The 11,857-nt window shown below is 47.2% G+C and carries 14 protein-coding genes; 5 read left to right on the forward strand and 9 right to left on the reverse strand.

The features are described 5' to 3' along the window. Positions 1–133: 133 nt before the first annotated feature. From AB1797_09025 to AB1797_09065, 9 genes are all read right to left on the reverse strand, one after another. The gene (locus tag AB1797_09025; protein ID MEW5767752.1) at positions 134–331 is read right to left on the reverse strand and encodes an addiction module protein; all 198 of its coding nucleotides are present in this window, start codon (positions 329–331) and stop codon (positions 134–136) included. Between the two features lie 53 nt (positions 332–384). After that, the gene (locus tag AB1797_09030; GenBank protein MEW5767753.1) at positions 385–978 is read right to left on the reverse strand and encodes an electron transport complex subunit E; all 594 of its coding nucleotides are present in this window, start codon (positions 976–978) and stop codon (positions 385–387) included. A 245-nt stretch (positions 979–1,223) separates the two neighbouring features. Next, positions 1,224–1,595, reverse strand: a complete 372-nt coding sequence (locus tag AB1797_09035; protein ID MEW5767754.1) for a hypothetical protein — start codon at positions 1,593–1,595, stop codon at positions 1,224–1,226. Positions 1,596–1,660: 65 nt separating this feature from the next. Then, entirely contained in the window at positions 1,661–2,305 is a 645-nt protein-coding gene (locus AB1797_09040) for an RnfABCDGE type electron transport complex subunit G (GenBank protein ID MEW5767755.1), read from the reverse strand. Next, positions 2,298–3,281, reverse strand: a complete 984-nt coding sequence (locus AB1797_09045; protein ID MEW5767756.1) for an RnfABCDGE type electron transport complex subunit D — start codon at positions 3,279–3,281, stop codon at positions 2,298–2,300. Before AB1797_09045 ends, AB1797_09040 begins: the two co-directional genes overlap by 8 nt. 79 nt (positions 3,282–3,360) lie before the next feature. Continuing rightward, a complete protein-coding gene (rsxC, locus tag AB1797_09050; GenBank protein ID MEW5767757.1) occupies positions 3,361–4,755 on the reverse strand; it encodes an electron transport complex subunit RsxC in 1,395 nt (464 codons plus the stop codon). Between the two features lie 348 nt (positions 4,756–5,103). Further along, positions 5,104–5,850: a hypothetical protein gene (locus tag AB1797_09055; GenBank protein MEW5767758.1), complete on the reverse strand. Its 747-nt coding sequence runs from the start codon at positions 5,848–5,850 to the stop codon at positions 5,104–5,106. Positions 5,851–6,045: 195 nt separating this feature from the next. Then, positions 6,046–7,053: an AAA family ATPase gene (locus tag AB1797_09060; protein ID MEW5767759.1), complete on the reverse strand. Its 1,008-nt coding sequence runs from the start codon at positions 7,051–7,053 to the stop codon at positions 6,046–6,048. Continuing rightward, entirely contained in the window at positions 6,947–7,225 is a 279-nt protein-coding gene (locus AB1797_09065) for an AAA family ATPase (protein ID MEW5767760.1), read from the reverse strand. Before AB1797_09065 ends, AB1797_09060 begins: the two co-directional genes overlap by 107 nt. A gap of 219 nt (positions 7,226–7,444) precedes the next feature. On the opposite strand from AB1797_09065, the gene AB1797_09070 reads away from it, so the two are divergent. The 5 genes from AB1797_09070 to AB1797_09090 all read left to right on the forward strand — a co-directional run bounded on the left by AB1797_09070 (position 7,445) and on the right by AB1797_09090 (position 11,382). Further along, the gene (locus AB1797_09070; GenBank protein ID MEW5767761.1) at positions 7,445–9,163 is read left to right on the forward strand and encodes an ABC transporter ATP-binding protein; all 1,719 of its coding nucleotides are present in this window, start codon (positions 7,445–7,447) and stop codon (positions 9,161–9,163) included. 16 nt (positions 9,164–9,179) lie between these two features. Further along, positions 9,180–9,980 (forward strand): UDP-2,3-diacylglucosamine diphosphatase LpxI, encoded by an 801-nt coding sequence (gene lpxI / locus AB1797_09075; protein MEW5767762.1) that lies wholly within the window; start codon positions 9,180–9,182, stop codon positions 9,978–9,980. Positions 9,981–10,062: 82 nt separating this feature from the next. Next, positions 10,063–10,326 carry a type II toxin-antitoxin system HicA family toxin gene (locus tag AB1797_09080; protein MEW5767763.1) on the forward strand — a complete coding sequence of 88 codons (264 nt, stop codon included), beginning with the start codon at positions 10,063–10,065 and terminating at the stop codon, positions 10,324–10,326. Continuing rightward, positions 10,316–10,633 (forward strand): type II toxin-antitoxin system HicB family antitoxin, encoded by a 318-nt coding sequence (locus tag AB1797_09085; protein MEW5767764.1) that lies wholly within the window; start codon positions 10,316–10,318, stop codon positions 10,631–10,633. The genes AB1797_09080 and AB1797_09085 overlap by 11 nt, the downstream gene beginning before the upstream one ends. After that, the gene (locus AB1797_09090; protein MEW5767765.1) at positions 10,630–11,382 is read left to right on the forward strand and encodes a lysophospholipid acyltransferase family protein; all 753 of its coding nucleotides are present in this window, start codon (positions 10,630–10,632) and stop codon (positions 11,380–11,382) included. The genes AB1797_09085 and AB1797_09090 overlap by 4 nt, the downstream gene beginning before the upstream one ends. Positions 11,383–11,857 lie beyond the last annotated feature (475 nt).

Genomic DNA, 11,857 nt, shown 5'->3' on the forward strand with positions numbered 1-11,857 from the left:
ATGTCCGTTCCGTAGACGGACAACCACAAGGGTTGTCCCTACAGCCTAAGGACAGACCCGAATCACGGACACGGCTCACGGATTTTCCGTGTTTCATCTGTGTGCATCTGTGGCTGAACGGTTACATGGATTTCTATTTAAGGCATCGAAGTTGTTCACGAGCTTCTCTAAGAACCTGATCGGCTGGCTTGCAAACCGCTTTGCCAGACCTGATTTCCTCATCTCTGCGCTGAATTTCGGATAGCCAGGCAGACTTGATCTCGTTATCCTCTATTTCATCCAGGCTTTGGATAAGTATTTCCGCTAATTGAGCCCTTCTTTCAGGAGGCAAAGATAAGCTCTCCGATGTAACTTTCTCAAATTCTATCAGTCTTATCTCCTCACTTAACTCGTCTCTCCGGTCAATTTATTAATCAAGGCCAGCAGACACCCTAAGGCCAAAAAGGCCCCCGGCGGAAGAATCATAACCAACACCGGTTGATAAGCCGCCCCAAAAAGAGCCCCCCCCAGAATAGTGCCGTTACCTAAGATCTCCCGAACAACCCCCACCCCAGTCAACGACAGGGTAATACCCACCCCCATTCCTAAACCATCAGCCAGAGAAGGAATCGGGGGGTGTTTGCTGGCAAAGGCTTCGGCTCGTCCCAGGATCACACAATTAACCACAATAAGGGGGATAAAAAGTCCCAATGCCTTGTATAACTTATAGTCGATCGCCGCAATTCCCATATCAACAATGGTGACAAAGGCGGCAATAATCACTATAAAAGTAGGGATCCTTACCTTGGCTGGGATTGATTTTCTGAGAATAGAAATGACCAGATTGGAACAACATAAAACAGCAGTGGTCGCAGCGCCCATAGCCAATCCGTTTAAGACTGACGTGGTTACAGCCAGAGTCGGACACAGCCCTAAAAGCATCCTGAATATAGGATTTTCACTAATAATACCTTTGCTGAAATCTTTAGCGATAGACATACATCCTCTCCCTTAAAGTTTCGACCTGTGAAATAGGAGGACAAATATCCCCCCACTTAGGGTGATGAAGAGAATAAACAGGTCGCTCCTCTGGAGCTAATTTGTTGTGGGGGGTATAATCTTTCTACAAACAGACCGCTCCTCTGGAGCTAATATGAATAAAGCTCCGTAGGAGCGACCTGTTTGTAGAGAGCTTGCATATCTGTTTCTGGCATTTTATTTCAACCTATTTCACAGGTTGAACTTTAGTGAACGCTGGGCGGACTGAAGAGCTCATCCTCTTCTTCTATGAAATCATTCAAGAATTCCTCTCTGGCCCTAAGATGTTCAAAGGCCTCTCTGGCTTCCAGGCTCATCTTTACCTCGGCTCTCAAGGCCATCAATTCTCGATAGACCTTCTCTTTCATGGCGGCAACTTTTTCTCTTAATTCTCTTTCCAGACTCGTTACCCTGGCTTGCAACTCGGCCACTTTGGCCTCCATATCAGATTTTGTCTTTCTAAAATCCGCTTCTAATTTGAGGATCCGTTCCTTTAACTCCATATTACAAGCCTTGATTCTCTCTATCTCAGCCTCAATTTCGGCGGCCAATCGCTCTCTCTCTTCCTGGCTCTTCATCTGCCTCAACCTCCATTCTTAAATTGCAACTATTTAGCCACGAATGAACCCGAATTATCACCCATTTATTTGGGTATATTAGGGTTAATTGTGGCAAATTCATCTTTAACCTTTTCAAATAGACGGAGTCCCTTACTAACCGCTTCACATACCGCCCGGGGGGAAATAGTCGCCCCACTAATAGCCTCAATATCTCCGCCGTCTTTCTTAACGGCAATTTTATCAGCTACTAACTTAGAGTTGGTCAAAGACTTATCTTTAAATTGCTCTTTGAAGGTGTTATTTTTCTCCGGATCGTCGATCTTACTCCCCAGGCCAGGGGTTTCCAGATGCTTAACCACATCAATTCCGGTCAGGGTTCCTTCCAGATTTACTCCCAGCATAACTTCAATCCGTCCGGAATAAGCATTAGAACTCTCTTGTTTGAAAGCCACACCCATAATTTGCTGATCATCTTTGGCTACATAAAAATCAGTCTCCTCCAATCTGATGCGGCCGTCTGATTGGCCGTCAAGCATATCAAGTTCTTGATCAGGCTGATCAGGTTGATTATCGTGAGGGGGAAGAACCGCCTCTATGGCCTCCAATTTGGCCAACCGGTCCTGTTTTTCTCGGCCGGGCAGGGTTTTTTCCTCAGCCACCGAGAGGGCAAAACCAGCCACGGCGCTAACCAGAGTCAAAGTAAGCACTAACCTCAACAATTCAGTCACCGGATTTCACCTCCCCATATTTGGTCGGATGAGTAAATTTCCACCTGTCCAGAAGGGGGGTAAAGGCATTCATCAGCAGGATAGAGAAAGAGACGCCCTCTGGATACCCGCCGAATAAACGGATTAGCCCGGTAATAAGCCCGCAACCCAACCCAAAGATAATCATCCCCCGGGTGGTGATAGGTGTAGTCACCATATCAGTGGCCATAAAGAACGCCCCTAAGAAAAGGCCGCCGTTCAAGATATGGTAAATAGGGTTAGCGTATTGAGTTCCATCATATAACCAAAAAATACCGGTAAAGAGGACCAGTCCCGCAATGAAGGTTAAGGGTATATGCCAGGTAATATGGCCTCTCCAGAGGAGATAGATCGCCCCAATCAAAAGGGCCAAAACAGATACCTCACCGATACATCCGCCTACATTACCTAAGAAACTATGAATAAGGGGGATTTGGGCTATCGCCTCGATGCCTTTCTCCTTTAACACCCCCAGGGGGGTGGCCGTAGTGACTGCATCCAGCCCGCTCTGCCTCAGGGTTGGTTCAGGCCAGGTCGTCATCTGCAGAGGCCAGGAGATAAGCAAAAAGACCCTGGCTACCAGGGCCGGATTAAAGGGGTTGTTACCGAGTCCACCATAGACCTGTTTGCCTATGATGATGGCTACGACTGAACCTACGGCGGCCATCCATAAAGGGGCGCCTGAGGGAAGATTTAAGGCCAAAAGAAAACCGGTAACTACGGCTGAACCATCAGCGATGGTTACTTTCCGCCCCATCACGCGCTGACAAAGCCCTTCTACTACTACGGCCACAAAGATACAGGTCAAGGTAACAAACAGGGCCGGCAGACCAAAAAGGGCCAGCCCCACAATAGTGGCCGGCAGTAAGGCAATAACCACATCCCACATAATGAGGGATATCGTATCCGAAGACCATAAGTGAGGCGAGGCAGATACTATCAGTTTTGATTCTTTCATAGGAAACTCCCCTAATAGAATACAGATAGCAGATGGTGGAATTCCGCGGCCCTGTGTTCTCTGTTCTGTATTCTGGGCTTTATTTTCTCAGGGCTGCCTTGGCATATTTAAATAAATGCACCATAGGTCGCCGGGCCGGGCAGACATAGGCGCAACAGCCACATTCAACACAGTCAAGGAGATTATATCTTTTGGCTTCCTCGAATCGTTCATTCTCGGCCAGAATACCAATAATGCTGGGCATAAGAGACATAGGGCAGGCCCTCAGACATCGGCCGCAACTTATACAGGGGCCTGGCTGGTCAGGGGGAATCTCGGCCCTCGGAAAGACAAGAATACCGGAAGTGCCTTTAATTACCGGCACATCAAGGCTGGCCTGAGCTATCCCCATCATAGGCCCACCCATAATCACCTTGCCGGGTTCACCCTTTAGCCCTCCACACTGGTCGATGACAAAAGAAAAGGAACTTCCTGAACGGACCCGAATGTTTTGAGGACTGGCTATACCGGGGCCCGTCACCGTCACTATCCGGTCAATCAACGGCCTTCTGGTAGTTACTGCCTGAGTAATAGCCGCGGCGGTGCCTACATTTTGAACGACACACCCTACGTCCATGGGCAGCCCTCCGGAGGGGACCTCCCGGCCAACTATAGCCGCAATCAATTGTTTTTCTGCGCCTTGAGGATATTTTGCCTCCAGGGTAACTACTTCTATATTCATTTTGGCTACGGCTTTTTTAAGTAAAGTAATGGCTTCCGGTTTGTCATCCTCCACCCCAATATAACCTTCTTCGGCGCCCAGGACCTTCATCATAATGGCCAACCCGGTAATGATCTTGTCCGTCTCTTCTACCATCAAACGATAATCAGCGGTAAGATAAGGTTCGCATTCAGCCCCATTAAGGATACAGACCTTAATCGGTTTGTCCTTGGGCGGAGAAAGCTTCACATGCGTAGGGAAAGCCGCTCCGCCAAGCCCAACCAGGCCGCTCGATCGAATACTGCCTAATATCTCTTCCGATGAAAGTTTCTTCCAGTCTCGTTCAGGGCCTAACTCCACCCAGGTATCCGTCTCATCAGACTCAATGGTGACGGCCGGGGCTTGTCCCAGCACCGGGTTAGGCATAGGGCCAACATTAGTCACTTTTCCGGCAATACTGGCATGAATGGAGGCGGAAACAAAGGCAGGGCTTTCACCAATCACCTGTCCGACTTTCACTACATCGCCTTTGGCTACTTTGGACTCACAGGGGACGCCCAGATGCTGACTTAAAGGCAGGACAACTTGTGGAGGGGGAGGCAGGGTCCGAACCGCCTTGTCCCGGGTCAAATTTTTACCTTTAGGTGGATGAATTCCGCCTTTTTTGAAAGTGGTAATCATCGCGCGGCCTCCCGCCGCCACAAACGAGCCTCGAGTATCGAGCCTCGATCCTCGATCCTCGATACTGGTTCCTTTACCCGCCTCGAGCACCATCGGAGGAACGGTTACCTTAAATGCTGTTCACCAACCCAAATAAAGTGTCCTCATTATAAACTAATTAGTCAGCAATGTCAAGCATTATTTCACGTAAGTGGATAAAAAGGACAGGTCTTACACCAGCCCTTTACCCGCTTGCTTTTTCTCCTCGAGTAACCGTTCAGGTATAGCTGCACGGATTAGCACGGATAAATAACACAGGACAGAAGGCGGAAGTGTAGGGACAGGGCTTGTCCCTGTCCGTGCTTGTCCATGTCCGTTCCGTAGACGGACAACCACAAGGGTTGTCCCTACAGCCTAAGGACAGACCCGAATCACGGACACGGCTCACGGATTTTCCGTGTTTCATCTGTGTGCATCTGTGGCTGAACGGTTACCTCCTCGAAGAAGCAAGCACCACAACTTACATGACTGGGCAATCCACAACACCGTGGCGGCTGCCAGGACCAGAGAAAGCATCAGCTTTATCTGGTTAATGATTACACCAAGACTTATCAAGCCTAAGATAATATCCCGGCCAAAATTCCAGACTACTTCTTTTTGAAGAAAAAGGGCGTCTAATCTCCCTATCCTTTCCGGATCGGCTTGCCTGATTTTGGCTGGAATAATGAGAAGGAAGGTTATGCCGGTGTAATAAATCAGAAAGTTGGAGAGAATGGCTAAAAAACCAAAGGCCAGTCCGGTCAGATTGGCGCCTTGAGAATAGTGGTTAAAAATCAGGGCGGCCAGGAAGGCAAAATCAAACAGCCGGTCTCCGACATGATCTATCCGTCTTAGATAAAGGTTGTTTAGCCCCCAGGTTCGAACAAGTCGAACGTCGGTGTAATCCAGAAGCAGATAGAGCTGAATCAGGATCGCTCCCTGGATGGATTGAGGCCACGGTTTGGTAAGGGCGATAATGGCCCATATCCCGGTCAGCCACGAGAGAATTAGCACGGCGCGGGCGCCGAGTCCAATTTTAAAAAAAAGCCGGGATAAAGGGTGGGAGAGTTCATCAAAAAGGCGTCCAGGGCCAACACCGTTGCCTCCCCTTAAATTCCCTTCCAGTTGGGCTAAAAGCTGGCTTCCTTCCAAAGAGAGCAGCCTTTTCATACCACGTGCCTCCTGAAATCCGTAACTATTCAGCCACTAAGGCACAAACTCGATGCTCGATGCTCGATCCTGGATACTGGATCCTTTACCAGCATCGAAGATCGAGCATCGAAGATCGAGGATCGAGCATCCAGCATCCAGCATCATGTGCTGAACGGTTACTTTTTATGATTGTCTCAAATTTCATAACATGTTCTAATTATTATCCTTTGATGAATCATTAACCACTGTGGCCACAATTTTGTTAACCCGCCCGCTAAACTCAGTTAGCCCTCCCCATCCAGCTTCGCCCCACTCGGTTGAACTTGGATTGAGATTAGATATGTCTTTTGTATTTCCGTCGGGAGTAAAGTAGTAAACCTTAGTTGTCTTCTGCCCGACTGATTCAGCAACACGTTTCATTGAATCCGACTTTCGGACCTCAAAAACTTCCAACAGTTTTGTGAAGTCAGCCTGACGGTCCGCGATAACACGCATAGCCCACACGACATCCAGAATGTGCGGCGAATGCGTGGAGAGACAGATTTTGTATCCTCTCCAAAGAAGCTCCAAAACCAGCAACAGGACGACCGAGATGGCATCCGGGTGCAGACCCATCTCCGGTTCCTCAATTACCACCCTTTCCACATCTTTTCTTAGTTTCACCTTTGCCCCAGGCATAAGCCAATATAGTCCCATCAACAGCGGCACAAATTCCCTTTGGCCTGCCGACCATGCCATATAAGGGATGGATTTGCTTTTCTCTCTCTGCTGCAAGACTAACCTTTTTTGAGCGCCATGCCTATCAACCCGAAGGCCGAATCCGCCGAACACATGCTTTGACAGGAGATCCCGATACTCCCTCTTAAGCCGATTTGTTTTAGGGAACAAGACATCAGTGCGGCCAAATTCTTGTTCCATTAAAATACGAAAAGTTTCGCTAAGATCTCGCACAGTAAACGGATCCTCGCTACCAAAGCCTGTAAATGGACGCGGCCAACCGTTGGCAAGGGAAAGCACACGTTGGGCCGGGATATAAAACAAGGAAGATTTTTGAATCCGACGACGCGGACTCGCCAATTCGGCAAGGTCTTCTTGCTGACCATTGACAGTTAATTTACTGGGGGACTCGGTATTCGTACCTTGAAGCCAAATACCGCCCATACCTTCTCCAGTAAATATCAAGAAAGGTTTTCGTATCACTACGTTTCCAATCAATGCCATGCTTTTTTAGCTGACCGTGGATATAGCCGGTGTCGGCGACAAGTTTAAGAAACTGCAGGAAAATGCTTTTTCCTGTAGCCTGAGGTCCGACTAAAATGGTCAAGTCTCCAAATTCCACCTCTGCGCATTTGATTTGCCCGGTGTGTTCTATTTTTAGTGAGGAGATATCCATTTTCTATTTCCTCCCTTTAACTTTTTCAACTCCCGAATCAATCCAGTGTGCCAGAGTAGTTACGTCGTTTATAAGTATAGCCCATAGTAACAACAAAGTCAATCACTTTTTCCTTGACTTTCCAACTACTGATGGATATAATAGCTGAGAGTTGGGAACTGAAAGGTCTCAATTCTCTACTTTCTACTCTCCACTCTACCAATAAGGGGATCACGATAAATGAAGGCTTACTTGCGACTTTTAACTTATCTTAAACCATACCGATGGATGCTTTTATTGGCTTTTGTCTGTATGGGGGCAGGCTCGGTTTGCACTCTGGCTCTGCCGTGGATGATACGTAATCTTATCAAAAAATCCTTAGATACAGGTGACCTGGCCGGCTTGAACCTGGTTATCTTAACGGCCGCCATCATTGTTTTCCTCCTGGCCTTAGCCCGGTATGGGGAACAGTTCTTGATGAACTATGTGGCCCAGCGAATTATTTTCACCCTTAGAAACCAGATATTTACCAGGTTCACTACCCTGTCTTTAAAATATCATATCAGCCGGCGAACCGGGGAAATGATGTCCAGGATTATCAATGATGTGAATATCCTTCAAAGCTTCATTGATTCAACCGTAGTTAAACTCATTCAAGAGCCGTTAGTTCTTTTAGGCGGAATCGGTTTCCTCTTTTATCTTCACTGGAAATTGACCTTGCTTTCCCTTGTCCTGGGACCACTTATTGCCATAACTATCAGTAAATTCGGTCGGAAGATGCGCCGGGTATCTATGCGAATTCAAGAAAAGATAGCCGATTTAACCGCCTTCCTGGAAGAGGTTATCAAGGGTATTCAGGTGGTCAAGCTCTTTGGCCAAGAGAATTATGAAAATACTCGATTTGAGCAAGAAAATAAGCGATACCTCAGGCTTTATCTTAAAGGGGCCAAATTACAGGCGGCTTCTACTCCCTCTATTGAGTTCTTAGGCTCGATGGGCATTATCATCGTTCTCTGGTATGGAGGCCACGAGGTTATATCCGGCCGCCTGACGACGGCCGATCTGATCACCTTTGCCCTTTACTTACTCACTATCTCTATGCCCATTCGAACCTTAGCCAGGGCCAATATGGCTATTCAACAAGCGGCCGTGGCCGGAACCCGCATCTTTGAAGTTATTGACCTTCAGGAGACCTTGCCTGAAGTTCCCCAGGCTCATAAGTTAGAGTCGTTATCCGGCCGGATAGAGTTCCTAAATACCTCTTTTGGTTATAATGGTCAAAATGTGCTTCATCAGATAAACCTGAAGATTAAACCAGGGGAAGCGATTGCCTTAGTCGGGCCATCAGGGGGAGGGAAAACCACCCTAACAGACCTCATCCCCAGGATGTTTGACCCTACCTCCGGCAGCGTGGTGATCGATGGCTATGACTTAAGGAAGGTAGATTTGAAATCTTTAAGGAAGCAGATTGCGGTCGTTCCCCAACAGACCATCCTCTTTTCCGGCACGGTCGCTGAAAATATTGCTTATGGCCGGCCTGACGCCTCTTTCGATGAGATCGTCAGAGCAGCCAAAGCGGCTAATGCCCATAACTTTATTATTAAACTGGAGAATGAATATCATACCCCTATTGGAGAAGACGGCGTTAAACTGTCCGGGGGAGAGCGGCAAAGGCTGGCTATTGCCCGGGCCATTATTCGACAGCCGGCCATACTCATCCTCGATGAGGCCACTTCAAACCTTGATACAGAATCCGAGGCCTTAGTTCAGGAGGCCCTGGCCAGGATAATGAAAAACCAGACCACCATTGTAGTGGCCCACCGGCTTTCCACTGTGGTCAGGGCAGATAGAATCGTGGTTATCAATAATGGACGGATTGTGGAAGTCGGCCGGCATGAAGAACTGTTGGCCGGCGGGGGATTATATAAGGCCTTGTATGAGGGACAGGCGGTGTGGTGAGAGAGAGGATGTTTTTATGAAAAAGCTGGGCCTTATTGCCGGGGCAGGGGATATCCCTTTACTTCTGGCCAGAGAGATCAAAAAGAAGGAAAGGGAGATGGTCGTCATAGATTTGAGCGGCGATAATCGCTTCGAGGGAGAGGGAGAAATAGAGCGGGTTTACCACCTGGCTTTGGGTAGGATAGATAAAATCATTCAGACCTTACATCGGGAAGAGGTGGAAGAAGTTATTATGATTGGCAAACTGGATAAAGGCATACTTTTTACTCAACCTGACCTGGATGAACGGGCTTATTCCTTGCTTAAAAGACTGCCGGACAGAAATGATACCTCTATTATGCAAGCCATAGTTAATGAATTAGAGGGAGAAGAGATAAATGTCTTAGATCAGACCAGGTATCTCTCGGAGTGGCAGCCGGCCAAAGGGGTTTTGACTAAGAAGGCGCCGGAACCGCACCAATGGCAGGATATTGAATATGGCTCTTCCCTGGCCCGGAAAATAGCCGCTCTGGATATTGGTCAGACTGTAGTGATCAAGAAACAAACTATTCTGGCGGTAGAGGCCATCGAGGGGACCGATGCCGCTATTAGACGGGGAGGAAAATTAGGTGGGGACGGGGTAGTGGTGGTTAAGGTAAGTCGTCCTTATCATGATGTTCGGTTTGATGTCCCGGTAGTAGGTATAAAGACAGTCCGCACTATGGCCGAAGTTAAGGCCGCGGTGCTGGCTATTGAGGCTAAAATGACCCTGATGGTTGAAAGAGACCGTATCCTGGAGGAAGCCGATAATGGGGGAATGGTCATCGTGGCGGTTTAGCCCTTATACCCGTTTTTTCTGAGAAAACGGGTTTCTTGCCCCACCCTGATTACAACATAATTGAATCTAAGCAATCAGACCAATGAAAAGTAAGCATCAGAAGACACTTGAAGCTATCTTTGAAGAACCCATCCGGCGAGATATTAAATGGGATGAGGTAGTGTCTCTTATTATGGCCTTGGGAGGTTCGGTTAGACATAAAAGAGGTTCGGCCAGAAGGTTTGATCTAAAGGGTATATCGTTCAATATCCATGAACCACATCCGCAAAATGAATTGAAACGCTATGCCGTTAAAGGCTTACGGGATTTTTTAATAACAGCAGGAGGAATAGATTATGCAATATAAAGGATATACCGCTGAAATTGAATACGATGAAGAGGATGGAATATTCCATGGAAGAGTAGCCAATATTATAGATGTAATAGTGTTTGAAGGTAAATCTGGAGAGGAATTAAAAGAGTCTTTTCAGGCAGCCGTAGATGAATATTTAGAGGATTGCCAAGAGATAGGGAAAAAGCCTTCATCAAGTCATTTTGTTTTGAGTATTACTCCGGAAGATCATCAAAAAATATCAATAGCCGCCACCAAAGCGGGTATGAATCTTAATCAATGGGCCACTCAAATCCTCTTACAACATGCGTTATCCACATGAGAAGTAATTACTCAGCCCACCAAATACCCCAAAAAACCCGAAAAGATAAGGAAATCAAGAGAAGAATTCGTCGTAAGATAGTTAGAAATAGACTCTTTATTGGGTTTAGTTCTTTTATCTTCACCCTTATTCTTTATCTTATTGGTTTGACTCTCCGTCTCAAGGTAGTGGGAGAGGAAAGGGTAGATGAATTTCGTCAAAAAGGTCAGAGGCTGATCTACTGTCTCTGGCACAGCAGAATCCTTTTGACGGCTTATCGTCTCAGACATCGGGGCATAAATGTTATCGTCAGTCCGAGCAGAGATGGGGAGTATATCAGCCGGATTCTTAAATTAACCGGTTCTTGTCCCATTCGGGGTTCGAGCAGCCGGGGCGGTCTAAGGGCGGCGGCCCAGCTTATTAAACAAATGAGCGCCGGTTGGGATGGGGCCATCACCCCGGACGGACCTCAAGGACCACCGGAGCAGGTTCAACCAGGTATAATTAAAATCGCCCAACATTCGGGGGCATTAATCATTCCCCTTACCTACGAGGCCCAACCAAAGATTACCCTTAAATCATGGGACCGCTTCATTATCCCTTATCCCTTTAGTCGGGGGATATTCATTTATGGAGAACCCATAACTGTTCCTCCAAAGCTTACTAAGGCCCAACTGGAAGAACTCAGGGAAAGATTAGAGCACGAGATGGCTAAAATTGAGGGTATATCTAAGGAGTATTTAACCCTATCACAACCCAAACATAGATAAAACTATAAGACACCTTTCTACATAGCCTCTCTCACTCTTTGCCTTTCTCAGCCTGAATCCCTCAAAATGCTTGACAAACTGCGAACAGTTGCTATATAATAAAAAACCATGGGACAAAGCTCCCTTGGGGCGTCTTAGAAACATTGAGTTGAAGTTGGAGTCTGAGAAAAAGGGTAACTACTCAAAACTAAGTTGAGTAGTTACCCTTGAAAAGGCCGTGTCGTAATGCGAGGACTGCGAGCCGAAGGCGAAACAGGACGGATTGCGCCCTCCCTCATTCCGTTCGGGCTCACAATTGACAAGTTCTCAACTTGATTTTGAGTAGATACGAAAAAGAAAAGAAAAAGGATAAGGCTATGGGAGAGTTTGATATAACCTTAAAGAGGCTTTCGGATGAGTTTACCGTAGACTATGCCCGATTTGCCCTTGATGATGAGAGAATCAATTTGGTAGGCAAGATAGATGTGAGCAAAAT

The sequence above is a fragment of the bacterium genome (genome assembly GCA_040753085.1).
Classification (GTDB): Bacteria; UBA9089; JASEGY01; order JASEGY01; family JASEGY01; genus JASEGY01.

Coding starts and splice junctions, on each gene's coding strand:
- AB1797_09030 (MEW5767753.1), bottom strand. CDS start 978: ATGTCTATCGCTAAAGATTTCAGCAAAGGTATTATTAGTGAAAATCCT.
- AB1797_09035 (MEW5767754.1), bottom strand. CDS start 1,595: ATGAAGAGCCAGGAAGAGAGAGAGCGATTGGCCGCCGAAATTGAGGCT.
- AB1797_09045 (MEW5767756.1), bottom strand. CDS start 3,281: ATGAAAGAATCAAAACTGATAGTATCTGCCTCGCCTCACTTATGGTCT.
- rsxC (MEW5767757.1), bottom strand. CDS start 4,755: ATGGTGCTCGAGGCGGGTAAAGGAACCAGTATCGAGGATCGAGGATCG.
- AB1797_09055 (MEW5767758.1), bottom strand. CDS start 5,850: ATGAAAAGGCTGCTCTCTTTGGAAGGAAGCCAGCTTTTAGCCCAACTG.
- AB1797_09060 (MEW5767759.1), bottom strand. CDS start 7,053: ATGGCATTGATTGGAAACGTAGTGATACGAAAACCTTTCTTGATATTT.
- AB1797_09065 (MEW5767760.1), bottom strand. CDS start 7,225: ATGGATATCTCCTCACTAAAAATAGAACACACCGGGCAAATCAAATGC.
- AB1797_09070 (MEW5767761.1), top strand. CDS start 7,445: ATGAAGGCTTACTTGCGACTTTTAACTTATCTTAAACCATACCGATGG.
- lpxI (MEW5767762.1), top strand. CDS start 9,180: ATGAAAAAGCTGGGCCTTATTGCCGGGGCAGGGGATATCCCTTTACTT.
- AB1797_09080 (MEW5767763.1), top strand. CDS start 10,063: ATGAAAAGTAAGCATCAGAAGACACTTGAAGCTATCTTTGAAGAACCC.
- AB1797_09085 (MEW5767764.1), top strand. CDS start 10,316: ATGCAATATAAAGGATATACCGCTGAAATTGAATACGATGAAGAGGAT.
- AB1797_09090 (MEW5767765.1), top strand. CDS start 10,630: ATGAGAAGTAATTACTCAGCCCACCAAATACCCCAAAAAACCCGAAAA.